At 54.4% G+C, this 22704-nt stretch carries 22 protein-coding genes and 2 pseudogenes; 7 read left to right on the top strand and 17 right to left on the bottom strand.

The genetic code is table 11. From position 1 onward, the window contains the following. Positions 1–2: 2 nt before the first annotated feature. The 3 genes from FRY98_RS15660 to FRY98_RS15650 all read right to left on the bottom strand — a co-directional run bounded on the left by FRY98_RS15660 (position 3) and on the right by FRY98_RS15650 (position 3159). Positions 3–800 (bottom strand): helix-turn-helix domain-containing protein, encoded by a 798-nt coding sequence (locus FRY98_RS15660; protein ID WP_148453595.1) that lies wholly within the window; start codon positions 798–800, stop codon positions 3–5. Between the two features lie 207 nt (positions 801–1007). Next, positions 1008–1850 (bottom strand): aldo/keto reductase, encoded by an 843-nt coding sequence (locus FRY98_RS15655; protein WP_148453593.1) that lies wholly within the window; start codon positions 1848–1850, stop codon positions 1008–1010. A 61-nt stretch (positions 1851–1911) separates the two neighbouring features. Then, entirely contained in the window at positions 1912–3159 is a 1248-nt protein-coding gene (locus FRY98_RS15650) for an MFS transporter (RefSeq protein WP_148453591.1), read from the bottom strand. A gap of 144 nt (positions 3160–3303) precedes the next feature. On the opposite strand from FRY98_RS15650, the gene FRY98_RS15645 reads away from it, so the two are divergent. After that, positions 3304–3663, top strand: a complete 360-nt coding sequence (locus FRY98_RS15645) for a winged helix-turn-helix transcriptional regulator (protein ID WP_148453590.1) — start codon at positions 3304–3306, stop codon at positions 3661–3663. Between the two features lie 69 nt (positions 3664–3732). Here the strand turns inward: FRY98_RS15645 and FRY98_RS15640 are convergent, their stop codons facing one another. Beyond that, on the bottom strand, positions 3733–4161 hold the full coding sequence (locus tag FRY98_RS15640) for a MarR family winged helix-turn-helix transcriptional regulator (protein WP_148453587.1): 429 nt from the start codon (positions 4159–4161) through the stop codon (positions 3733–3735). Positions 4162–4280: 119 nt separating this feature from the next. On the opposite strand from FRY98_RS15640, the gene FRY98_RS15635 reads away from it, so the two are divergent. Then, complete coding sequence (locus FRY98_RS15635) at positions 4281–4871, top strand: NAD(P)H-dependent oxidoreductase (protein WP_148453585.1); 591 nt, start codon at positions 4281–4283, stop codon at positions 4869–4871. Here the strand turns inward: FRY98_RS15635 and FRY98_RS15630 are convergent. Continuing rightward, positions 4852–6342, bottom strand: coding sequence for an aminotransferase class V-fold PLP-dependent enzyme (locus FRY98_RS15630; protein WP_148453583.1), 1491 nt, complete (start codon positions 6340–6342; stop codon positions 4852–4854). The two genes, FRY98_RS15635 and FRY98_RS15630, sit on opposite strands and share 20 nt — an antisense overlap. Positions 6343–6432: 90 nt before the next feature. Beyond that, the gene (locus FRY98_RS15625) at positions 6433–6897 is read right to left on the bottom strand and encodes a DsrE/DsrF/DrsH-like family protein (RefSeq protein ID WP_249043447.1); all 465 of its coding nucleotides are present in this window, start codon (positions 6895–6897) and stop codon (positions 6433–6435) included. Positions 6898–7072: 175 nt separating this feature from the next. On the opposite strand from FRY98_RS15625, the gene FRY98_RS15620 reads away from it, so the two are divergent. Then, the gene (locus FRY98_RS15620; RefSeq protein WP_148453581.1) at positions 7073–7360 is read left to right on the top strand and encodes a hypothetical protein; all 288 of its coding nucleotides are present in this window, start codon (positions 7073–7075) and stop codon (positions 7358–7360) included. 1014 nt (positions 7361–8374) lie between these two features. Here FRY98_RS15620 and FRY98_RS28960 read toward each other — a convergent pair. The 5 genes and pseudogenes from FRY98_RS28960 to FRY98_RS15600 form a co-directional block, all read right to left on the bottom strand. Then, on the bottom strand, positions 8375–8545 hold the full coding sequence (locus tag FRY98_RS28960) for a hypothetical protein (protein WP_249043370.1): 171 nt from the start codon (positions 8543–8545) through the stop codon (positions 8375–8377). Positions 8546–8644: 99 nt separating this feature from the next. Then, positions 8645–9600, bottom strand: a pseudogene (locus FRY98_RS15615) (IS110 family RNA-guided transposase); the annotation flags it as partial. Positions 9601–10421: 821 nt separating this feature from the next. Then, the gene (locus tag FRY98_RS15610; RefSeq protein WP_148453579.1) at positions 10422–11489 is read right to left on the bottom strand and encodes a C40 family peptidase; all 1068 of its coding nucleotides are present in this window, start codon (positions 11487–11489) and stop codon (positions 10422–10424) included. Between the two features lie 407 nt (positions 11490–11896). Next, on the bottom strand, positions 11897–12955 hold the full coding sequence (locus tag FRY98_RS15605) for a Gfo/Idh/MocA family protein (RefSeq protein WP_148453577.1): 1059 nt from the start codon (positions 12953–12955) through the stop codon (positions 11897–11899). A 19-nt stretch (positions 12956–12974) separates the two neighbouring features. Beyond that, positions 12975–13862, bottom strand: coding sequence for a sugar phosphate isomerase/epimerase family protein (locus tag FRY98_RS15600; protein ID WP_148453575.1), 888 nt, complete (start codon positions 13860–13862; stop codon positions 12975–12977). Positions 13863–13989: 127 nt separating this feature from the next. Here FRY98_RS15600 and FRY98_RS15595 point away from each other — a divergent pair, with 127 nt between their 5' ends. Further along, the gene (locus FRY98_RS15595) at positions 13990–14925 is read left to right on the top strand and encodes a helix-turn-helix transcriptional regulator (RefSeq protein WP_148453573.1); all 936 of its coding nucleotides are present in this window, start codon (positions 13990–13992) and stop codon (positions 14923–14925) included. Positions 14926–15366: 441 nt separating this feature from the next. After that, positions 15367–15651, top strand: coding sequence for an alpha/beta-type small acid-soluble spore protein (locus FRY98_RS15590; protein ID WP_148453571.1), 285 nt, complete (start codon positions 15367–15369; stop codon positions 15649–15651). A 72-nt stretch (positions 15652–15723) separates the two neighbouring features. Here FRY98_RS15590 and FRY98_RS15585 read toward each other — a convergent pair whose 3' ends face one another. Together FRY98_RS15585 and FRY98_RS15580 are read right to left on the bottom strand one after the other, a co-directional pair. Next, positions 15724–16302, bottom strand: a complete 579-nt coding sequence (locus tag FRY98_RS15585; RefSeq protein WP_420819705.1) for a hypothetical protein — start codon at positions 16300–16302, stop codon at positions 15724–15726. 167 nt (positions 16303–16469) lie between these two features. Then, the gene (locus FRY98_RS15580) at positions 16470–17024 is read right to left on the bottom strand and encodes a helix-turn-helix domain-containing protein (RefSeq protein ID WP_148453569.1); all 555 of its coding nucleotides are present in this window, start codon (positions 17022–17024) and stop codon (positions 16470–16472) included. 189 nt (positions 17025–17213) lie between these two features. Here FRY98_RS15580 and FRY98_RS15575 point away from each other — a divergent pair, with 189 nt between their 5' ends. Together FRY98_RS15575 and FRY98_RS15570 are read left to right on the top strand one after the other, a co-directional pair. Then, positions 17214–17606 carry a DoxX family protein gene (locus tag FRY98_RS15575; protein WP_148453567.1) on the top strand — a complete coding sequence of 131 codons (393 nt, stop codon included), beginning with the start codon at positions 17214–17216 and terminating at the stop codon, positions 17604–17606. Then, the gene (locus tag FRY98_RS15570; RefSeq protein ID WP_148453565.1) at positions 17603–18385 is read left to right on the top strand and encodes a DODA-type extradiol aromatic ring-opening family dioxygenase; all 783 of its coding nucleotides are present in this window, start codon (positions 17603–17605) and stop codon (positions 18383–18385) included. The genes FRY98_RS15575 and FRY98_RS15570 overlap by 4 nt, the downstream gene beginning before the upstream one ends. 83 nt (positions 18386–18468) lie before the next feature. Here FRY98_RS15570 and FRY98_RS15565 read toward each other — a convergent pair whose 3' ends face one another. The 4 genes and pseudogenes from FRY98_RS15565 to thrC all read right to left on the bottom strand — a co-directional run bounded on the left by FRY98_RS15565 (position 18469) and on the right by thrC (position 22642). Then, positions 18469–19050 carry a DNA-3-methyladenine glycosylase I gene (locus FRY98_RS15565; protein WP_225039143.1) on the bottom strand — a complete coding sequence of 194 codons (582 nt, stop codon included), beginning with the start codon at positions 19048–19050 and terminating at the stop codon, positions 18469–18471. Positions 19051–19580: 530 nt separating this feature from the next. Continuing rightward, positions 19581–19751: a hypothetical protein gene (locus FRY98_RS28955; protein WP_249043370.1), complete on the bottom strand. Its 171-nt coding sequence runs from the start codon at positions 19749–19751 to the stop codon at positions 19581–19583. A gap of 99 nt (positions 19752–19850) precedes the next feature. After that, positions 19851–20806: pseudogene (locus tag FRY98_RS15560) on the bottom strand (IS110 family RNA-guided transposase); the annotation flags it as partial. A 441-nt stretch (positions 20807–21247) separates the two neighbouring features. Beyond that, positions 21248–22642, bottom strand: coding sequence for a threonine synthase (thrC, locus tag FRY98_RS15555; protein WP_148453563.1), 1395 nt, complete (start codon positions 22640–22642; stop codon positions 21248–21250). Positions 22643–22704 lie beyond the last annotated feature (62 nt).

The following is a 22704-nucleotide window of genomic DNA, read 5'->3' as shown; positions in this document are numbered from 1 at the left end:
CATTAAAGATCCTCTATTTTTTTCCGCGCCTTCTTCAAAAGTTTGGCACCCAGGCGATTTACATGCTCCTCATTCTTTACCAAGAGCTTATAGGCTTCCAAGACGGCCAGAGTTCGGACGAAAATGTACATGCCCACGGCGATCATAGCCGCAAACCCCGGATAGTAAGGGACCAGAATTCCGGAGGTTATTTCTTTCTTTTCCAGCAGGAAGGCCAATCCCCCCGTTAAAATCAGACAAACTCCCACAACGATGACGGGGTTGCATCTCCGCTTCGCTTGCTCATATCTCGCGGCCAGCTCTTTAAGATAGCCGGGGTCAAATAACAGAGGCTCCTTTTTTAGCGCTTTATACGTGTTGTCTCCATCGATCGATATGGCTGTCACGAGCATGCCGATCCCGAGCACGGCGATAACAATGATGAGGAAGGTATAGATAGCCGGTTCCTGCTTAAAAACCAAGTAGGGGACGGTGGAGAAAATAAGCAGACCAAATCCCAACGCCACAAATTTGGATGTTCTGCGTTCATGCATCAGATAGGCTTCCGCCGTTTCCTTATTTACATAATACCCTCGTGCCTCCTCCTCGTTAGGATGGGGCTGAACCGTCTCCTTCAGCAGATAATCCATAGAAACTTCAAAGAGGTTTCCGATCATGAGCAGTTTCTCCGTTTCGGGGTAACCTTGACCGTTCTCCCATTTGCTGACCGCCTGCCTCGTCGTGTTTAATTTCTCCGCCAATGCTTCTTGGGAGAGTCCCTTTTCTTTTCTTAATTTCAATAGTTTTTCACCGAATGTCATGGGCAGCTTCCCTTTCTTTATTTGTTTGTGATACCCAAATTATTGCATAACAGGCCGGGGCATTCTATCATTCCGCCGTTGCACTTTGTCAACTTCAGGTTGCATTCCTGTTCTGGCGGGGATATTTCGGGAAAAACAAAGACCCTGACAGGAGGCTGTCAGGGTCAATTAAGCGGGGAATATTCCCGTTAAATTCGACTCAACTCATTAAAAATTGAAGTTATCCGGGTCCGGGCCAACCCGGCGGTTTTCATTCAGCGCGTCGATCCGGTTCATATCTTCTTCGCTCAGCGAGAAATCATAGATCGAGGCGTTCTCGATAATCCGCGCTTCTTTGGTCGATTTCGGAATGGTGATCACCCCGTGCTGCAGGTCCCAGCGCAAAATTACCTGGGCCACGGTCTTGCCGTACTTGGCCCCGATTTCCTGAAGCACGGGATCGTTCAACAGTTCCCCTTGCATCAGCGGGGACCAGGCTTCCAGTTGAATGCCCTGCTCCCGGCAGAATTGCAGCAGTTCTTTTTGCGTCAGCCGCGGATGGAATTCCACCTGGTTAACCATCGGCTTGATTTCCGCCCCTTCCATGACATCCTGCAAATGATGGATTTGGAAGTTGCTCACCCCGATCGCCTTCACCCTTCCTTCCCGGCAGAGGGTTTCCAGGGCGCGCCAGGACTCTTTGTATTTGCCTTTGACCGGCCAGTGGATCAGGTACAGGTCCAGGTACTCGAGGCCGAGTTTGTCCATGCTGGCTTCAAAAGCGGCCAAGGCCGAATCGTACCCCTGATCGGCGTTCCACAGCTTGGAGGTCACGAACAGCTCCTCGCGTTTCACGAGCGATTCTTCGATCGCTTCGCGGATCGCCGTCCCGACGCCGGCTTCATTCTGGTACACGGCCGCGGTGTCGATACTGCGATAGCCGTGGCGGATGGCGGCTTTCACCGCCGCGACGAGTTCTTGTCCTTCTTCGACTTTAAAAACGCCCAGACCGAAGCCCGGCATTTTTACGCCGTTATGCAAAGTTACGGTATCCTGCAAATTTTTAATCATAGGTTCAGTCATCTCCTAGAATGATGTTCTTTTTAGTTGGTATGGCATTCCATAAAATAGCTTACCCGTTTTGCGCGGCCCGATGCAAGCCGCCCTCCGGCGACGGGGCGCTTTCGTTTACGCGGCCGGCGTCCCTTCGCTCGAGCACCCGGGCCCGGCCGGTAAGGATTACCGCGGCCAGAACCATCAGCGCTCCCACCCAGGTGGTATGGAGAAGGCCGAGCCGGTCGGTGACGATGCCGCCAAGGTAGGCTCCTAGGGCAATCCCGGCGTTAAAGGCGGCGATATTGACGGCGGAGGCGATGTCTTTGGCCTGGGGCGCGAAACGTTCCGCCAGCATGACGACATAGATTTGCAGTCCCGACACGTTCATGAAGGCAAACAGGCCCATCAGGAAAATGGTGATCAGCCCCGCGATTTTCAGCGGCGCCGTGAAGGCCAGGGCGAACAGCACGAGGGACTGAACGCCGAACATGTAGAACAAGGCGCTGACCGGTCTGCGGTTGGCCGCTTTCCCCCCAAGGAGATTGCCGATCGCGATGGCGATGCCGTACATCAGCAGAATCACCGCGGCCGTTTTCTCGGGAAATCCGGTGATTTCATGAAGCAGCGGGGATAAATAGGTAAAGACGACGAAGGTGCCGCCGTATCCCAGCGCGGTGATGGCGAAAGCCAGCAGCAGGCGCCCGTTGCCGACCAGTTTGAGCTGATCGCTGAACCGGATTTTTGCGCCTTTGCGTAAATTCCCGCCGGACACGAGAACCAGGTTTGAGAGGAAAGCGACCACGCCGATGAGAGCAATGGCGATGAAGGCCGTCCGCCAGCCCCACTGCTGACCCACCATCGTGCCCAGCGGCACGCCCGTGACCGTGGCCACGGTCAGACCCGAGAACATAATGGAGATCGCGCTGGCCCGCCGGTTCTCGGGTACGAGGTCCGCGGCGATCGTCGATCCGATCGACATAAACACGCCATGCGCGAGGGCCGAGATGACGCGGGCGGCAAGCAGGACACCGATGCTGCCCGCCATGGCGGCCAGGCTGTTGCCGATGATGAAGATGATCATCACGCCGAGCAGCAGCGTTTTTTTGGAAACCCCGGAGGTTAACGAGGTCAGCACCGGAGCGCCGAACGTGACCCCCAGGGCATACAGAGTGACGGTGAGTCCCGCCGTAGTGACGGATATATCAAAGTCTCCAGCGATTAAGGGAAGCAGTCCCACGCTGATAAACTCGGTTGTCCCGATTGCAAAGGCGCTGACGGCGAGGGCCAGAAGCGCCAGCATACTTCGTTTTTTTTCTATAGTCACAGGTTCTTCCACTCCTCTTGCGATTTGTCGCCGCCGGCCGGCATATGCTATTATCATTTATCGAGGCGGTCATGAACAGTACGTACTTTAAAGTGATATAGGTACTAAAAAGTGCCTAATGCATAAAAAAGGGAGGAAGGCGCTTTGGCGAAAAAATACAATATCTCGGTGGAAGCCACGCTGGAGGTTATCGGGGGGAAATGGAAGTGCGTCATTTTGTGCCATCTCACGTATGGAAAACGAAGAACGAGCGATTTGAAACGCCTGATGCCGGGAATCACGCAGAAAATGCTGACCCAACAACTGAGAGAGCTGGAGAAGGACGGGATCGTCAACCGGATCAGCTACAATGAAGTGCCGCCGCGGGTCGAGTATGAACTGACGGAATACGGGTGGAGCTTGAAGGGGATTTTGGATTCCTTATGCGCCTGGGGCGAGAAGCATATCATCAAGGAATACGGAGATAAGAGCGCCGTCTTGGAAGACAGCATTCTGAACCGGTAAAAATCGAGACAAGCGGAAAAAAAGCCTGGCATCACCTTGCGTAAAAAGGGAAGCCAGGCTTTTGTATGTTCAGGAGAACACCTTCGTGTGAAGCAGATGGAGCGCGTTGCCGATGTCCTTGATTTCGGATTCCGACAGATGGCCGACCCGCTGATGAAACCGGGTTTCGATCTGTCCGAACACCCCGTCCATGAGGCGCTGCCCCGCTTCGGTCAGACGAATCAGCTGTACGCGCCGGTCCCCTTTGGCGGACACTTTCTCGCACAGCTGTTTTTCCCGGAGCTTGCGGATTTCGCGGCTAGCGTTAGGCATCGAGATATGATGACAACCGCTGATCTGACTCAGGGTTACCGGCTGGCTAACCGCGATATACTCCAGAATGTCGTATTGGACCGGGGTGATTCCCTCCGGTTTCAAGCCCTTGGTGATGTCGTGTTTGACTTCATGTACGGCAGTGGTAAAGGCTACGAATTGTTGAAAAAGCTCAGTTTTGTCCACAAAACCACCTCATCAACGACAATAGCAAACTCATTATCAAAAAACAATTATCATTTGACAACTAATTAAATGTCGTATAGGATTTATTTATCAAATGATAAGTAAATGGGGTGCGAGCTATGAACCTGCTGGTCATTTATACTCATCCGAATCATCAAAGCCTGAGTTACGCCTTTTTGCAAAAAGTGCTGGAGGGAAGCCGCGAAAATCCGAGAATTTCCGGGATTCAAGTGTTGGATTTATACGCGGAGTCTTTCGATCCCGTCCTGGTGTACAACGAGGAAAAGCGGAGGCGCGATATGCACCGTGAGCCCAGCTTGGCCAAATACCGCGAGCAGATTCAATGGGCGGATAAGCTCGTGTTCGTGTACCCGATTTTTTGGGGTCGTCCTCCGGCCATGCTTCTCGGCTACATCGACCGGATGTTCTCCTCCGGCTTCGGGTACCGTGACAACGGCCGGCTGCTGCCAGAAGGCCTTTTGAAAGGGAAATCGGCGGTCTGCATTTCCACCATGAAGGGCCCCGAGCGGATTTACCCCTGGTTCTATCTGAATAACGCCCATAAAGTATTGATGGGAAGGGCGCTGCTCCGCTATGTCGGCATCCGGCCGGTCAAGTTCTTTGAGTTCGGAAGCATGGAGAGCCCCAAAGGCCGCCATGAGAAAAAGCTGAACAAGGTTTACACGTATTTTAAAAACCTGGAGCACTAGTTCCTTTGTGTGAGCGATGAAGCCATTCGCCGGTGCCCGGATCGAAGATGTAGTCTTTTTTCCATTCCGCGATATGTTCGGCCACATCCCGGATGGCGGCGGCGATGTAGCGGATTTCCTGATCCGTCATCATCGGATGCAGAGAGAGGCGGACCCAGCCCGGTTTGCCCGAAAGGTCGCCTTCCGCGATTTGTTCGGCGATATGGCGGGAGTCCGCCAGGCCAATGCCCAGCAAGTGATGGCCGTAGGTTCCGGCGCAGGAACAGCCGCCGCGGGCCTGGATGCCGAAGCGGTCATTGAGCAGTTGGACCACCAAATTGTAATGGATGGTGTCGAACGTGAATGAAACGATGCCCAGCCGATCACGGTGGCTTCCTCCGAGAAGACGGAGGCCGGGGATTCGCGCAAGTTGCTGCAGCAGAAGGGAGGTTAGCTCCTTCTCCCGCGCTCTCATGCGGGAAATGCCCATCTCCTCCTTCAGGCGAATGCATAAAGCTGCTCGTATGGCTTGCAAAATCCCCGGTGTCCCCCCGTCCTCCCGCGCGTCCGCGTCCTTGACATAGTGATACTCGCCCCACGGATTGGTCCACACCACCGTACCGCCGCCGGGATGGTCGGGAACGTCGCTGTCGCAGCAGGATTTGTCGACGACGAGAATGCCGTTCGTCCCCGGCCCGCCCAGAAACTTGTGGGGGGAGAACAGGACGCCGTCCAGCCTTTCCCGAGGCGGGGCGGGATGCATGTCGATGCGCGCATACGGCGCGGAAGCGGAGAAATCGACGAAACACCTGCCGCCGTGCCGGTGCATCGTTCGGGCAAGTTCGTCATAGGGCGTTTCGAAGCCTGTCACATTGGAACAGGCGGTGAAGGCGCCGATTTTGACGCGTCTATGCCGGTAAAGCCGCAATAACCGCTCCAAATGTTCAGGCTCCACGTTCCCCTCCGGCCCGGGAGGAACGACGACGACCTCGCCGATCGTTTCGGCCCAGGAGAGCTGGTTGGAGTGATGCTCCATGTGGGTGATAAAGATGACGGGCCGTTCCGCTTCGGTTAAGCGGATGCGGGATTTAAACCGCTCGGGGACTTTCAGTCCCAGCAGCCGCTGCAGCTTGTTTACCGCCCCGGTCATGCCGGTTCCCGCAAACACCAGCATGTCTTGTGGACCTGCGTTCACATGGCGCTTGATGACCGCTTTGGCTTCCTCGTAAGCGAGGGTCATGGTCCGGCCGGTGATGGTGGAGCGGGTATGCGTGTTGGCCATCCAGGGGCCGAACTCCTCCGCGAGCTTCGCTTCGATCGGGCGATACAGCCGGCCGCTGGCCGCCCAGTCGGCATAAAGGAGCGGCTTTCGGCCGTAGGGAGACAGGAAGGTATGGCCCTCGCCGATCGTATTTTTCCGGTACCGGTTGAAGAATGCTTCACTGGAGCCCGGCAAATCATAAACAAGGCTCCCCATGTTGGCCTTGAGCATAGGCGTGTGCCCTCCGTTCGATTGATCGGTTTAGGGTACGCTGGGATGCCCGATGGCGTTCCAAAGGGAGCCGTGAACATTATTTGAAATTCAAATAAACAACTGCACATCGGAAGCGAGCGCGTCGCGGAGATACGTTTGGGCGTCCACGACTTCAAGCTCCGGAATCAGCTCTTCGGGCCGGATGCCCATAATTTCCAGAGACAATCGGCAGCCGTAGAATTTGACGGTTTTTTTACGCGCCCCTTTTAGGAAATGAATCAGCTTGGGGGCTTCCTGATCCTCGATCATCTCCGTCAGCATCCACTTTCCCAAGCCGCTGAAATTCATGCGGGACAAGGGAAGGTCCTCCGCGCCTTTCGGCGACATCCAGCCGAGCAGCTTCTCATAGACCGTCTTGTCCTCCTGCGTCATCCGTTCGGGATCCCGCAGCAAAAACAACCCCCAAAAAGCGAAGAACATCGTTACCTCGACCTCGATATCCCGCGCCGCATTGGCCAAAATCAGCCCGGCCATCGCCTTGTCGTACTCCCCGCTGAACATGAGCAGGCTCATCTTCTTGCCGGCTTCCTTTTGCAGCCCCGCATTCTTTTGCAGTTCCGCTTCCTTTTGCAGTTGCGCTTGTTTTTGCAGCTCCGTTTGCAGCCCTGTTTCCATGCCCGCCCTGACTTCCTTTTCCGCCTCCATGGCCATTCCGATCCGCCTCCGGGTTGTTTTGGATGGGATTAGTATGGACAGAGAAGGGCAGGGTATTCCCGGTTCATGGAATCGTCATTTTCGAGGGACGTTGATGAAATGGAGAGGCTTTAACCGCCGCTACTTAACAGATCTTTATAGGAGGAAGAAGCCAGTACCCCCATCAAACAAACTGGTAAATAAAATTCCTGCAAATCTGCAGGAATTTTCGAAGCAACCGGCTCGTTTTTCTAAAAACGCTAGAAATGCCTGCAGATTTGCATCTTTTTTCGCATTCGCGCTTGGATCGAACAAAATGCCTGCAGATTTGCATCTTTTTTGAGTTGGAGCATTGGAACTGCGTTGTCATCTTGATCGCCGTGGGCTAAATACGATTAGGGATGTTGGCAGGCGTGGGGCTGCGTGCTTATCGGGAGTTTCACGCCAAGTCAACGCTAAGCAGCGCATTGTCTTTTTCTCGTATTCCGATGTCCAGGGAGGCATTAGCTCAATGGCGCTTGATCCTGTTCTACTAATTAACGGGATTTCCTCCCGTTAATTTCCCCCATTTGGTGTAACCTCACCCAATTAGCTGGATTTCCTCCCGCTAATTCAGCTCCTTTTGGCCAATCCGGCCCAATCACTGCAAATTAGCGGGATTTTTTCCAGGTAATCCTCGCCCTTGGCCATTCGCGCGTCATTTAACGGGAGTTTTTCCCGTTAATCTGCCGCTCAGGTCCCAACCAGAGCCCATCCATGCCCATCCATCGCCGCGCCCGACCCCAAGGCTAGGCCTGCCCTCGCCCAGCCTAGCATGTCCAAGCTCTAACTTGCCTTTATCTCCTACCGTAACTAAACACCGCAGGCCAATCATATTACTCAACTAACTAATCCTTCACCTGAGTGCCTCGATCTTCTGAGTGTAGTGTCCGGTCCCGCCGTCCGCTTACATTAGCGGGATATTCTCCCGCTAATATTGCTCATTTGGTGTAACCTCGCCCAGCCTAACATGTCCAAGCTCTAACTTGCCTTTATCTTCTACCGTAACTAAACACCGCAGGCCAATCATATTACTCAACTAACTAATCCTTCACCTGAGTGCCTCGATCTTCCGAGTGTAGCGTCCGGTCCATTCGTCCGCTCACATTAACGGGATTTTCTCCCGTTAATATCGCTCATTTGGTGGGATATCGCCCAATTAGCTGGATTTCCTCCCGCTAATTCAGCTCCTTTTGGCCAGTCCGGCCCAATCACGGCAAATTTATACGAAAATGAATTTGTTGCTTCACAGCGCGAAATTAAAATTGACTTTAAAGCATCCCTTAAATGATTTTTGCCTTTTTTTAAAAACTAATATTTAAGCAGTCTCGGTTAGTTCGACGTGGTAACCTAGCTTTTGTAGCTTCTTCACAAGGGACTCTGCTACTTTTTTGTCGGAAACTAAATACTCGCGCCCTAATTCTTCATAAGGCACTTTATCACGAAGCATTACATAAATGATTCGTATCATCAAATGGGCGATCGCCATGTTAGCCTTCTGTGTGCCTGCCCTCTTTGCAATTCGGGAGTACACTGCTGTAAACCGGCTATCCTTCTTTTTTATCGCTGCCCATGCCGCTTGGCATAACACGGACTTTATATGCTTGTTTCCGCGGTTGTTCTTTTTTCTTTTTTTTTACCGGCACTCTCATGGTTGGCTGGACAAACGCCTGCCCAAGAGGCTAAGTGAGCTTCACTTGGGAAATGCGCCATATCGGTACCTATTTCCGCTACGATGCTCGCCGCAGCATCGAAGTCAATTCCCGGAATCGTATCGAGCAACTGTATTTCCCTCATGTGAGGCTCTACTGCCGATTCAATCTCAGCCTCGAGTTCCTGAATCTGCTTTTCTAAATAATGTATATGTTCCAAGTGCCGCTTGATCATGTTTCGGTGATGCAAGCGCAGGCGACCATTCAGTGCTTCAACCAGCAACGGGACCTTCATCTTCAGCCGGGTGTGTACCATTTTGCGTACCTCATGTACGTCAAGGACTTCCCCGTTGACGATGGATCCCAGTAAGGCACGTCCAGAAACACCGAACAGGTCCGAGATGAACGTGGTTAGTTTGATATTTGCATCCTGAAGAATTTTGTGGATTCGGTTTTTTTCCTGAGTAAGGTTTTGAATGAGTTTTCGACGGTAGCGAGTAAGATCCCGCAAATCTCGTATGGATTCATCCGGGACGAAGCTACCATCGATGAGCCCACAACGGTGTAATCCCGCAATCCATTCCGCATCGTTTACATCCGTCTTCTTGCCAGGAACGTTTTTGATATGTTGCGAATTTGCCAAGGTTAAAGTACAGGTGCCCTCAAGTATGTTCCACACCGGCTTCCAATAAACTCCTGTGCTTTCCATGGCAACCTCTGTGCATTCGTGCTTTACGAGCCAGTCTTGTAACCGCAAGAGCTCTCGTGTAGTGGTACCGAATGTTTCAATAACAGACTTGGGCTTCTTATGAAGCGGCCCGCTCAGCAGGCAAGCTACTACAGTTTCCTGGTGGACATCCAGTCCAGCACAACATTCGCGTATGGCGTCCATATTATCCCTCCAGTTGCAGTATGGGTGTGAATCATGCAACCTTTTGAGGAGAAAATTTATACACGTGCTCAAGGCAACACTCGGCGATCCTCATGGCTGCAGTTGGTCCGATTAACGGACGGGGTAGATCCCCAATATTTGGCCGACCTATGACTCACACTTTAAATGTAACAGAAAAGTAGGTGAATGACCGTACCATTTTCATTACTGGCGGTGGCCGCTAGGCCATGTTTGATTAGCGGGATTTTTTCCAGGTAATCCTCGCACTTGGCCATTCGCGCGTCATTTAACGGGAGTTTTTCCCGTTAATCTGCCGCTCAGGTCCCAACCAGAGCCCATCCATGCCCATCCATCGCCGCGCCCGACCCCAAGGCTAGGCCTGCCCTCGCCCAGCCTAACATGTCCAAGCTCTAACTTGCCTTTATCTCCTACCGTAACTAAACACCGCAGGCCAATCATATTACTCAACTAACTAATCCTTCACCTGAGTGCCTCGATCTTCTGAGTGTAGTGTCCGGTCCCGTCGTCCTCTTACATTAACGGGATTTCCTCCCGCTATTTCGTCGCAAAGCGGCTAACGGAGCTGCAGGGCACGGATTAGCCGGAGATTTTCCAGCTATTTGGGCTCCCTGGGCGGGTCCGGCCCAATTAGCGGGATATTCTCCCGCTAACTGACACGACGCCTGGTGCGCAGCATGACCTGCGGCCTGACGTGCCACGTGATGCCCAGCCTAACGTGCCGCTTGGCGCACTACCTGATACGCCACCCAACGCACCGTCCGCTGTTCGCCCCCGTAGCCTGTTCCGCGTGTCATCCACCATTAAAACACCCTGCGCGCGGTCACGAACCGCTCTTTCCAGCTGTCGGAGAAAGCCTCCAGGCGAACGCCGTATTTTTTCGAGTACGTGTGCAAAATTTGGTTATCCCCCGCATAGATGCCGACATGGCCGATATCCAAACCGCGCGCCCCGAAAAAGAGCAGATCGCCTTTGCGGAGATCCTCGATTTTGACCTCTTGTCCTTCTTTGGCTTGGTCATAGGATACCCGGGGGAGCTCGATCCCCAACGTATCCGCAAATACCCGCTTGACGAAAGACGAGCAGTCAAAGGTGGCGGTTTGATCCGGCGACGCGCCGAATTCATACGGGGTGCCGGCAAAGGTCATGCCATAGGCGAGCAGCTCATCCGCCTGCTTGTCCCGCAGGGCAGAGCTTGTATAGTCGGTGTATTTCGGTTTTGCGGATATGTAGCCGGTCCGCCCGTCCTCCGTGCTGACTTCCAGCCAGAACGGCGAGGCTTCGCGGAGAACCGTGACCTTGGCGCCGGCCGGAAGCAGTTCCTCCGCGGCTTCACTCTCCGCGTCCGGAGCGCTCCGCAGATTCACGCCCCAGCGGATCGACGCCTCTTTGCCGATGAGGGCGGCAGACGTAATGCGGACGGTTCGGGCGTCCTCTTCCCAAACGACGGTGCTGCCCAGGGCTTCGCTTACCATACGCAGCGGAACCAGCGTGTGGCCGTCCGCCACCTGCCCCGGAACATCCACCTGCAGCGTCCGGCCGTTCAGCTCGGCCAAGCTTTCGCCCAACCGGTAGGTGAGCTTCGCATCCCCTTTGGTGGCTGTCACCGTTTTGGTGGCGCCGTCCCAAGCGAGCTTCGCGCCTTGCGCCTCAAACAGACCGCGCATTGGAACGAGCACAGCGCCGTCCACGATTTTTGGATCCGCGACCGGTTGGATCCGCTTCCCGTCCAACACAATGTTCACCGGCGGCGTCTGCTGCGGTGCCGAACCCTGTGCTGCGGACTCGGCGGCATAGGCCGGAACCGCGGTGGTAAGAAGTCCCGCGCTAAGCAGAAGCAGGAGGGCGTGTTTCTTTTTCGGTTTTTTCATGAGGTCATCCTCCCAAGAATTAAAATAAATTATAAAGCTCACTTAGTTGGACGAGTCTGGGAGATGAGAGTTGTGCAGAAAAATATGGAAAATAGAGTTTTATCACTGCCTCAGGCCTGGTTCTTATCGGGTATAGAGCAGAGTGCGGTTTTGCTTCATAAGGCCCATCAGCCAGCTTGGTAATATAAAATTCCTGCAAATCTGCAGGAATTTTCGACGAAACCAGCTTGTTACTCTAAAATCGCTAGAAATACCTGCAGATTTGCATCCTTTTTCGCATCCGCTCGTGAAATCGATCTAAAAGCCTGCAGATTTGCATCTTTTTGGAGTTGGGAGGGGGCAGGAAGGCCGCGCGGGGCCCCTTAACCCCCATGGGCTAAATACGATTTCGATGCCTGCCCGGGGCACTAGGCCCACCCATTTCTCATAAACTCGGCAAAATGGACCTTATTCCCCGACCTGGCGCTCTCCACCGCCCCTAATACCATGGCGATACTGTGGATGTTGTCGCTGCAATCCGTCTCCGGCCGGGCCCCGGTCTCCAGCCCATCGAACATGTTCGCGAGACAAGCCTGGTGGCCGGTCAGGGCCATGTTCACGGGAACGGCGGCGACGCGCTTCGTTTCGCGGATAAACCGGTCGGCGGAGCTCCCCTCCGCCACAATTTCCGCATAGGGCTCGCCTTGTCCGTCCCATAAGGCCGTGCCGAACTCGCCGGTGATTCTCCAGGAGCTTTCCCACGAAGTGGACGCCCCTTCGGCGCACCAGGAGCCGCGATAGTTGAACACCGAACCGTCGGACATTTCAAAAATACAGACGGCCATCGCGTTTCCGGCATACCAGGAGCCGGGTGGATTAAACTCATGGCAGTACACCGAGACGGGGTCGGCGCCCAGAATATAGCGGGCCTGATCGAAGGTGTGGATCGCCATATCGAGCAGAAGCGGGCTGTCCATGGCATCGCGAAATCCGCCGAAATGCGGGCCGATAAAAAAGTCCGCGCCGATAAAGCCGAGCCGCCCGATCGTTTCCTCGCCGACGAGGCGGCGGAGCGCGCGGATGTTCGGGTCAAAGCGGCGGTTCTGCATGACGGCATGGATTTTGCCGCTTTTCCGCGATAGCTCAAGCAGATCCAGGCACTGCGCAAGGTTCTCGGCCAGGGGCTTCTCCGCAAAGACATGACAGCCCATTTCCATCGCTGTTTTGCCGATGACATAGTGGCTTGCGGGGATGGTCACATCAAATACCAAGGTAGCGTCCGTCTGGAGAATCGCTTCGCGGAGATCGGTAAATCGCGGGCAGGAAAGCCCCTTCCGGGAAGCCAACGCGTCGGCGGCTTCGAGGCTCAGGTCCACAAGCCCCACGATTTCCGTATCGCTGCGGCTTAGCGCGTAATCGACCCAAATGTGGGACATGCCGCCGCAGCCGGCGACGAGGACACGGTGCTTTTTCGTTAAACCGATCATGGCCGTCTAAGCCCCCTTTCTAAACCGGGTTGGGGACGATGTCGCCGCCCCGGCAAAATTTTAAATAGCGGAGAGCGTGAACCTGCCCGGTCATTTCCAGCTCATCCTTGTAAACAGGATCATGCCATCCCTCAATATCGATCGTTCCCCGGTATCCGTTCTGGCGCAAAATCGTGATGATATCCGCCCAGTTGCAGTCTCCGAAACCGGGCGTCCGATGCCAGACGTAAGGCTGTTTGCCGTGTACCCCGTATTCCTTGACGACGTCCCAGGCGATGGTGGCGTCCTTGCCGTGAACGTGAAACACCTTCTTCGCCCACTTTCTCAGCTGCGGGATCGGATCGATCAGGCTGACCATCTGGTGGCAGGGCTCCCATTCCAGTCCGATATTGTCCGCCGGTACGGCGTTGAACATCATTTCCCAGGCGGTAGGGTTGTGAGCGATGTTCCAATCGCCGTTCTGCCAGGTCCCGCCCATATCGCAGTTCTCAAAAGCGAGGCGTACGCCACGGTCCGCCGCCCGGCGCGATAGTTCGCCGAAAACTTCCTTGAATTTCGGGATCGATTCGTCGATCGGCTGTCCGGGAAGCCTTCCGGTGAAACCGGTTACCAAATCGGTGCCGAACAAATGGGCATGGTCGATGAGCCGTTCCCAACTGGCCAGTGTATCGGCGTTGTCGCCTGCTCCGGTCAACGGGTTGCCGAATATGCTTAGGGCTGAAATCACAAAGTCATGTTCTTCGGCAAGGGTTTGCACCCGTTTGGCCAACTCCTCTAGGTTCGTTTTCCCGGTGGTCTGCCAAAAGGTCAAATTAAACGATTCGAAGCCATGCCGGACGATTTGCGGAATGATGCGGTCGGCGTCGCCGCCCCCGACCAACGTGCCGATGCGCAGGAAGTGTTCCATGCTTCCCATCCCTCCAATATTGTCATATAGTGGTCCTAACAGCTTCATTATAGCTAGGAGGATCGCCGGCTGCTCTATGCGATCTTGTGCAATATTAGTCCGATCTTGCGGTGGTGAGATGTTTACAATGACCAATCCCAAAGAGCTTAGGGAAGAGACTTACCTGGAACAAAAAATATATCCCGTACAGCTTTTTGCCAATCGGTGCTCCCGGGTCAATCCGGGGGATTGCGTGCTGTATTTACATTGGCATGAGCACATGGAGATCATTTTGATGCGGAGAGGCCGCGCCGTTTTTCATATCGACAGCCGTCCATATGAAGCCGGGGCGGAAGAGATTATCCTGATTCCGGGCGGCAGTTTGCATGTCGGATATGCGTTGGATGAAGGCGACGTGGATTTCGATTGCATCGTTTTGAATCCGTCGCTGTTTAATCCTTGGATGCATGATCCGGTTCATAACCAACTGATCGTGCCCTATTTGGAGGGCCGGCGGCACTTTCCGGTCAAGCCGGAAGATCCTAGCCGGGGAGATCAGAGCCGGGCCTGGCTGGAGGAGGCGGTGGAAGAATTGTCGGCAAGACCTCAGGGGTACCAATTGGTCGTTACCTCAAAACTCCATCTGTACTTCACGCTGCTGGCGAGGGCGGGGATGGAGGAGGGGCCGGAAAAAACAGCGCATGCGGCCTATTTCCCCAACCGGGAGCCTTTTAAGCGGTTGATCCGCCGGATCGAGGAGTATCCGGGGGAGGCCTGGTCGGTGGAGGAGGCAGCCCGTTTTCTGAATTTGACGCCTTTTTACTTTTGTCGGCTGTTCAAGCAATTGACGGGCCGGACCTTCGTCGAATACATCCATGTTTGCCGTATGAACGAGGCGAGGCGGCTGCTGCAGGAAAGCGGGATGTCGGTCACCGAGATCGCCGCTCGGGTCGGATGCGGGAACGCCAACTATTTCACGAGGCTGTATAAACGGTACATCGGCATGACCCCGTCGCAAACCAGAAAGCAGGGCGGGCCGGCCGCTGAAGTGAGCCTGACGTTGGAAGGGGATAGGGAGGATTAACAACGGTTGAATCGTTCTTCAACCGATTGAACCGTCTGGAATAAGTTAAACCGATTGGACCGAACTTCTAACGGACGCCATAGCTGCTATTTCGGTGATAAACGCCCATTTAAAATTCTAACGGACACAATAGCGCCTATTGTGCTCCTTCGGGGTGAGCATTATCGTAGATCGGTTAAATAGCGGCTATTATTTCCGTTAGAGATTGAAATCAGCCCTTTTGACAGAAATAGCGCCTATAGTTTCCGTTAGACGGTCCATCAGGTGGCGGACTCCCGATAATAACAGAGAGGTACATTTTGTAATCTCGGTGTCTGGTCGGCGCGCTGGCTGAATACCGGGGCGGGCTACGACGATGTTCAACTGGTAAAAACATCACCGGGATAGTTCCCGCTGTCCCCGGGCATCTTAGGGTAAAACCAGTCGAAGGGGTGGAGCTCGTTGTCCAGAAGAAATCGGAAGTACGCGGTGCCCGGAGCCGATCAAGGGATGCAGAGGTTCAAGGCCGAAGTGATGCGGCGCGAAGGATATGCCGTTGACCCGAACCGGCCGGATGACGTGAAGTTTGAGGTCGCCCGGGAGCTGGGCGTTCCGCTGCGGCCGGGGCAAAACGGGAACCTGACCACGGAATCGGTCGGACAGGTTGGCGGCAAAATCGGCGGAACCATGGTCCGCGAAATGATCCGCTTAGCCCAGCAGCAGCTTTCGGAGCGGGGGCCGCAATAATCGGGGCGATGCAGCGCCCGACGCAAACCGCCGCCGGGGGACCCTCCTCCCCGGCGGCGGTTTGTCGTGCGCTTAACGCCGGCGCCCCCTGGCTTCGCGGGAGGGCTTGCGTTTGAGCCGCCGCGATCGTCCGGTTCGCTGCCGCCGGGTTTCCCGGCCGAACCATTTGTTGAGCGCGGCGCTGCCCGGCCCTCCGCCTACGGCCTGCTGCTGCCGGGTGCCCGGGCTTTCGATGGCGGAGTTCGTTCCGCCCGTGCTGTACGCCCCGGCTCCGCTGGCCACCTGCGTCGCCGAGGCGTTCGTAAAGCCCCTCGGCAGCTTGACGATTTGGTCGTTGATGATGATCACGACCTCTTTGCCGGGGACGCCGGGGTAAAGCGGCAGCACGGAAGCGGCGGGCTTGCCTTTTCGCCGGCCTTTGGCCTCGAGGTTTTTGGCCAGGCCGCCGGCGCCCACGCTTTGCTGCTGCCGGGTCAGCGGCGATAAAATCGCCGCGTTGTTGCCGGATGCGCTGCTCCGGCCCGCTCCGCTGGTGATCTGCGTGGTATTGGGCGCATTGGTAAACTGGCGGTTGACGACCACCACGACTTTATCCACCCCCGGTAAAGGGGTGCGCGTGATGATGCGCCGGTTTCCTTTTTCGAGGATAATGGTGAGCCGGGATTTCGGTGGTTTCTCCTTCGCTTTCACCTTCACCTGAACATCTCCCTTTTTAACTAAACATATGCGGCATTGGCGGATCGGGCTGGGTAAATGCCGGGGAACCCGGAAAATGGGTAGACCGGAATGAAGCGGGAGATCTCTTATCTTCGTATCGATTACCCCATCCAGCCTGTGTCTTTCTGCGCGTCGTGGTAAACGGAGATCAGCACCAGGGCCGGTTGCTCGCCGTCATTCCGTACCCGATGCGGGGTGCAAGCGTTCCAGCTGAAGGAATCCCCTTCCTCGAAGATCGCGCTGTCCTCGCCTTGTTCGGCATATATTTTACCTTGCAGAACGAGATGTATTTCCTCTCCCTCATGGGCGTGCGGCATTTCACCGGTAGAAGCGCCGGGGGGGATTTCCACGATCATCATCCGCATATGCTGCGTGGATCCGAGATGGAAGACCCTCAATTGCTCGGGTCCGCTCGAGGTCAGAATACGCTCTTCTTTGCGGACGATTTGCATCCGTTCCTCTTTTTTGAGCAGCAAATAGGCCAGGGGCACGTCCAAGGCTCCGGCGATATGTTCCAAAGTGGCGATGGACGGCGAGGTCTTGTTGGTCTCGACCTGGCTCATAAAGCCTTGGGAAAGGCCGGTTTTTTCACAAATTTGAGCGATGGTGATGTTCTTGCGTTTCCGGATCGACCGGATGGTGGACCCGATATCCATAGGCATATCCCTCCTGCTTGCGAACGATCTCAAAGTCAGGGCGCCCGCTAATACGATGTGATATTAGTAATACAAAACATAGTTTAATAATAACAATATTTTTGTTGACAATCCAGATGAACTAAGGTAATTTAATTCCCATGAATAAAATATTCATATTACTAATATTTTTTTGAGGAGGAAACATAGATGAAGCAAGTTTGGGGAATGACGATTCTGCGGTTGGTGCTGGGCGTCGTGTTTCTGGCGCACGGAATGGATAAGATGAAGATGGGACTGGGCAATGTGGCGGCCTGGTTTGAGAGCATTCATCTTCCCGGTTTTGCAGCTTATCTGGTCGGTCCGATCGAGCTCATCGGCGGGCTGCTTCTGATCGTCGGGTTGTTTACGCGGTACGTTTCGGCGGTGCTTGCCGTTGTGATGCTGGGGGCAATCTTTACCGCCAAGCTGTCCGCCGGCCTTTTGAACGGATATGAACTGGATCTGGCGCTGCTGTCCATGGCGATCTTCTTCGTGCTGGCGGATACGGCGGGCTGGTCGTTGGACCGTTGGTTGACCGCAAGAAAAAGGGAACGGGCATGAGTCTCCCTGCGTATTTTTTCGCGCATGGCGCGCCTTCGTTGGTATTGGAGGATCACGGATACACCCGTTTTCTTAAAGACTTTGCCCAAACGCTGCCGCGTCGGCCCAAAGGAATCGTGATATTCTCAGCCCATTGGGAAGCCCCTGTGCAGCAGGTCTGTTTGGTGGACACTTACGATACGATCCATGACTTCTACGGATTTCCGGAGGAAATGTACCAAATGACGTACCCGGCTCCCGGGGATGCGGCATTAAGCGGCAAAGTGGCCGCGTTGCTCACCGACGCGGGAATCACGAGTGAACGCGACACGGAGCGGGGATTGGACCACGGAGCCTGGGCGGTATTGAAGCTGCTCTTTCCGGAGGCGGATATTCCGGTCGTCGCGATGTCGGTGAACCGCGCTTTGAGCAACGGACAGCAGTACGAAATCGGCAAAGCGTTAGGAGAATTGCGCAAGCAGGACGTGTTGATTATAGGCAGCGGGGGCATCGTGCACAATTTGCGGCAAATTCACTGGAACGCCGGGCCGGATCATGTGGAGGCCTGGCCGCGGGAATTTGACGCCTGGATCGCCCGTCGGCTGGAGAACTGGAACACGGACGAACTGTTCCGTTACCGTGAATTGGCTCCTTTTGCGGCTCAGTCCGTGCCGACCAGCGAACACTTCATCCCGCTGCTGCTGGCGATGGGGGCGGGCGATGCCGGGCGAAAGGCCCGGCGGCTGCATCAGAGCTATCAATGGGGAACCCTGAGCCTCAGTGCGTGGGAATTCCAATAAAAAAAGAGGTTGTTTCCGGGCGGACATGATACCGCGCTCGGAGCGACCTCTTTCTTTTTGCGTTTGGTCGGAGGAATCGGATTTTAGTTTCCGCTCCGGCAAAAACAGTTCAGCGTGTGGTCGTTCACCATACCCGAAGCTTGCATAAAGGCATAGATAATCGTCGTTCCCACGAATTTCATGCCCTTCTTCTTCAGCGCTTTGCTCATGGCGTCGGACAGGGGGGTGGAGGCGGGGACCTGGTCGATCCTCTCCCATTGGTTGACGACCGGTGTACCGTCCACGAAGCTCCATAAGTAATCGGCAAAACCGCCATGCTCCTTGACGATGTCGAGATAGACCCGGGCATTGGTGATGACGCCCTGCACTTTGAGCCGGTTCCGGATAATGCCGGGGTTCTGCAGCAGTTCTTCGACCTTATCCGGTCCATACTCCACAATCTTCATCGGATCGAAGCCGTCGAAGGCTTCCCGGAAGCTCTCGCGTTTTTTCAGAATCGTATACCAGCTCAACCCGGCCTGCATTCCTTCAAGCATCAACAGCTCAAACAGCTTCCGGTCGTCGCGCAGCGGCCGTCCCCACTCTTCATCATGATAGGCGATATACAGGGGATCGGCGTTCACCCAGGCACAGCGCGTAAGGGCATCGGTTGGATTTACGGTCACGTCAGGCCAACTCCTCTCGAACATTTGTTTGTATAACAGATGATACCATCCATCATATCCCATTCGGCAAAAAAATCCTAGCTTGGCTTGACCGCCAGCCTGCTGATGGCTACAAACCGTATGGCTACAAACTGCATAGTTACAAACTGCATGGTTACGAGCTGTGCGGTTGTGAGCTATGTGAGGGTCAGTTGCCCGGCTGCAAGCCGGACAGGCCGTCAGCCCGAACGGAGCCTGCAACCGGCCTGCTCACGGCCTGCACGGGAGAATAACGGGAAAACCTCCCGTTAAATCAGCCCATTTCCCCTCCGGAGCCCGATTTAGCTGGAATTTCTCCCGCTAATTTTGCCCAATACGGGGAAACCGCCCTGGCATCCACAAATTAGCGGGAGGTTTTCCAGTTAATTGCTACACGCAAGCCCGTTAAGCTAAATTTATACGAAAATGAATTTGTTGCTTCACAGCGCGAAATTAAAATTGACTTTAAAGCATCCCTTAAATGATTTTTGCCTTTTTTTAAAAACTAATATTTAAGCAGTCTCGGTTAGTTCGACGTGGTAACCTAGCTTTTGTAGCTTCTTCACAAGGGACTCTGCTACTTTTTTGTCGGAAACTAAATACTCGCGCCCTAATTCTTCATAAGGCACTTTATCACGAAGCATTACATAAATGATTCGTATCATCAAATGGGCGATCGCCATGTTAGCCTTCTGTGTGCCTGCCCTCTTTGCAATTCGGGAGTACACTGCTGTAAACCGGCTATCCTTCTTTTTTATCGCTGCCCATGCCGCTTGGCATAACACGGACTTTATATGCTTGTTTCCGCGGTTGTTCTTTTTTCTTTTTTTTTACCGGCACTCTCATGGTTGGCTGGACAAACGCCTGCCCAAGAGGCTAAGTGAGCTTCACTTGGGAAATGCGCCATATCGGTACCTATTTCCGCTACGATGCTCGCCGCAGCATCGAAGTCAATTCCCGGAATCGTATCGAGCAACTGTATTTCCCTCATGTGAGGCTCTACTGCCGATTCAATCTCAGCCTCGAGTTCCTGAATCTGCTTTTCTAAATAATGTATATGTTCCAAGTGCCGCTTGATCATGTTTCGGTGATGCAAGCGCAGGCGACCATTCAGTGCTTCAACCAGCAACGGGACCTTCATCTTCAGCCGGGTGTGTACCATTTTGCGTACCTCATGTACGTCAAGGACTTCCCCGTTGACGATGGATCCCAGTAAGGCACGTCCAGAAACACCGAACAGGTCCGAGATGAACGTGGTTAGTTTGATATTTGCATCCTGAAGAATTTTGTGGATTCGGTTTTTTTCCTGAGTAAGGTTTTGAATGAGTTTTCGACGGTAGCGAGTAAGATCCCGCAAATCTCGTATGGATTCATCCGGGACGAAGCTACCATCGATGAGCCCACAACGGTGTAATCCCGCAATCCATTCCGCATCGTTTACATCCGTCTTCTTGCCAGGAACGTTTTTGATATGTTGCGAATTTGCCAAGGTTAAAGTACAGGTGCCCTCAAGTATGTTCCACACCGGCTTCCAATAAACTCCTGTGCTTTCCATGGCAACCTCTGTGCATTCGTGCTTTACGAGCCAGTCTTGTAACCGCAAGAGCTCTCGTGTAGTGGTACCGAATGTTTCAATAACAGACTTGGGCTTCTTATGAAGCGGCCCGCTCAGCAGGCAAGCTACTACAGTTTCCTGGTGGACATCCAGTCCAGCACAACATTCGCGTATCGCGTCCATATTATCCCTCCAGTTGCAGTATGGGTGTGAATCATGCAACCTTTTGAGGAGAAAATTTATACACGTGCTCAAGGCAACACTCGGCGATCCTCGTGGCTGCAGTTGGTCCGATTAACGGACGGGGTAGATCCCCAATATTTGGCCGACCTATGACTCACACTTTAAATGTAACAGAAAAGTAGGTGAATGACCGTACCATTTTCATTACTGGCGGTGGCCGCTAGGCCATGTTTGATTAACGGGAGGTTTTCCCGCTAATTTCTCCGCGCACCCCCGGCGGATGCGACGCTGGCCATCCTACCGGCGAGCCCCCCACCGACTCTGGCCCCTCACCCGCAGCGAACCTGGCCTCCGCCCTCCAGGTCATACAAAAAAGCCGGCGGCCCCCCAGTCATCCTGAGATGAAGGGGGAGTCACCGGCTTTATCGCATTGCGTCGCCGCTAGAAAAACTTCAGCAGCTCCGCCTTCACGGCCTCGTTCGAGCCTTCGACCCGCTTTTGGTGCTGCGGCTTGTCGAACAGCGCCTGGATTTGCGGCGGGAACGATTGCTCGATTTGAATCAGCTCGATCGCCTCATTGAACTTGGCCGGGTGCGCCGTGGCCAAAGCGACGGTCACTTCGCCTTTGCCGGCCAGGCGGTCCGCAGCGGCCACGCCGCAAGCGGTGTGCGGGTCCAGCAGGTAGCCGAAGTCGTCATGCACCTGTCCGATCGTCGCCAGGCAGTCGTCATTTTCGACGCTCGCGGCGACGAAATCGCGCTGCACCTGGGCTCGCAGTTCATCCGTTACCGCGATTCGGCCTTCCTGCTTGAAGCCGTCCATTCGGGCCGCCACTTCGGCCGCGTTCTCGCCCAGCAAGTAGTAGAGATAGCGCTCGAAGTTGCTCGCCACCTGGATATCCATCGACGGGCTGTACGTCATATGGAATTCACCCGGCTGGTAGAGGCCTTCGTTCACGAAGCGCTCGAGAATGTTGTTCTCGTTGGTGGCGAGGATAAGCTTGCCGATCGGGAGGCCCATTTTTTTGGCCAGATAGCCCGCAAAAATATCCCCGAAATTCCCCGTCGGCACGCTGAAGTTAACCTGGGCGCCGGCCGTCAGGCCTTGCTTGGCCAACTGGAAGTAGGCATAGAAGTAGTAGACGGTTTGCGGCAGAAGCCGCGCGATGTTAATGGAGTTGATCGCGCGCAGATGGGACTCCTGCTTGAACGCCACGTCCGCGAACAGCTCCTTGATAATGCGCTGACAGTCGTCGAAATTGCCTTCGACGGACAGGTTCAGCACATTGGCGTCGTCCACGGTGGTCATCTGCAATTCCTGTACCTTGCTGACTTTGCCGTGCGGGTACAGAATGCAGATTTTGATCCCTTCCTTGCCGCGTACGCCCTCGATCGCCGAGGCTCCGGTATCGCCGGAAGTGGCGCCCAAAATATGAATGGTCGCATTTCTCTCGCGGGCGATATAGGAGTACAGGTTGCCAAGGAACTGCAGGGCGATATCTTTAAAAGCGAACGTCGGCCCGTGGAACAGCTCCAGCACGTGGAGGCCGTCCTTCACGCGGCGAAGCGGGGTTACCTCCGGGCTGCGGAACGTCGCATAGCTGTCGTTAACGAGCTTGTTCAGGTCGTCATGCGGGATTTCTCCGTCGATATACAGCTTGAAAATTTCAAGCGCCAGTTCCTGATAAGAGAGCTGCTGCCACTTCGCCAGCGTATCTTCCGAAATATGCGGGATATGCTTCGGAACGAGCAGGCCGCCGTCGTCGCCCAATCCCATGAGGACCGCGTCGATGAAACCGATGCCTGCCACTTTCCCCCTAGTGCTGATGAATTCCATAATGATCCCCTTTGCATTCAACGATTTTCAATCATTGTAACAAAAAATGCACGGTTTCCCAA

It is taken from the genome of Paenibacillus faecis (genome assembly GCF_008084145.1).
In the GTDB taxonomy this organism is placed as follows: Bacteria; Bacillota; Bacilli; order Paenibacillales; family Paenibacillaceae; genus Fontibacillus; species Fontibacillus faecis.
The sequence above is the reverse complement of the archived record's forward strand: the minus strand, read 5'-3'. Positions and strand labels throughout refer to the sequence as shown.

Excerpts from the sequence above, each read along its gene's own strand:
- FRY98_RS15620 (WP_148453581.1), top strand. The coding sequence starts at position 7,073 with ATGGACAGAGAAGGGCAGGGTATTCCCGGTTCATGGAATCGTCATTTT.
- thrC (WP_148453563.1), bottom strand. The coding sequence starts at position 22,642 with ATGGAATTCATCAGCACTAGGGGGAAAGTGGCAGGCATCGGTTTCATC.
- FRY98_RS15610 (WP_148453579.1), bottom strand. The coding sequence starts at position 11,489 with ATGAAAAAACCGAAAAAGAAACACGCCCTCCTGCTTCTGCTTAGCGCG.
- FRY98_RS15625 (WP_249043447.1), bottom strand. The coding sequence starts at position 6,897 with ATGAGCCTGCTCATGTTCAGCGGGGAGTACGACAAGGCGATGGCCGGG.
- FRY98_RS15575 (WP_148453567.1), top strand. The coding sequence starts at position 17,214 with ATGAAGCAAGTTTGGGGAATGACGATTCTGCGGTTGGTGCTGGGCGTC.
- FRY98_RS15605 (WP_148453577.1), bottom strand. The coding sequence starts at position 12,955 with ATGATCGGTTTAACGAAAAAGCACCGTGTCCTCGTCGCCGGCTGCGGC.
- FRY98_RS15595 (WP_148453573.1), top strand. The coding sequence starts at position 13,990 with ATGACCAATCCCAAAGAGCTTAGGGAAGAGACTTACCTGGAACAAAAA.
- FRY98_RS28955 (WP_249043370.1), bottom strand. The coding sequence starts at position 19,751 with ATGGCGATCGCCCATTTGATGATACGAATCATTTATGTAATGCTTCGT.
- FRY98_RS15655 (WP_148453593.1), bottom strand. The coding sequence starts at position 1,850 with ATGATTAAAAATTTGCAGGATACCGTAACTTTGCATAACGGCGTAAAA.
- FRY98_RS15600 (WP_148453575.1), bottom strand. The coding sequence starts at position 13,862 with ATGGAACACTTCCTGCGCATCGGCACGTTGGTCGGGGGCGGCGACGCC.
- FRY98_RS15635 (WP_148453585.1), top strand. The coding sequence starts at position 4,281 with ATGAACCTGCTGGTCATTTATACTCATCCGAATCATCAAAGCCTGAGT.
- FRY98_RS15660 (WP_148453595.1), bottom strand. The coding sequence starts at position 800 with ATGACATTCGGTGAAAAACTATTGAAATTAAGAAAAGAAAAGGGACTC.
- FRY98_RS15630 (WP_148453583.1), bottom strand. The coding sequence starts at position 6,342 with ATGCTCAAGGCCAACATGGGGAGCCTTGTTTATGATTTGCCGGGCTCC.
- FRY98_RS15580 (WP_148453569.1), bottom strand. The coding sequence starts at position 17,024 with ATGGATATCGGGTCCACCATCCGGTCGATCCGGAAACGCAAGAACATC.
- FRY98_RS28960 (WP_249043370.1), bottom strand. The coding sequence starts at position 8,545 with ATGGCGATCGCCCATTTGATGATACGAATCATTTATGTAATGCTTCGT.
- FRY98_RS15570 (WP_148453565.1), top strand. The coding sequence starts at position 17,603 with ATGAGTCTCCCTGCGTATTTTTTCGCGCATGGCGCGCCTTCGTTGGTA.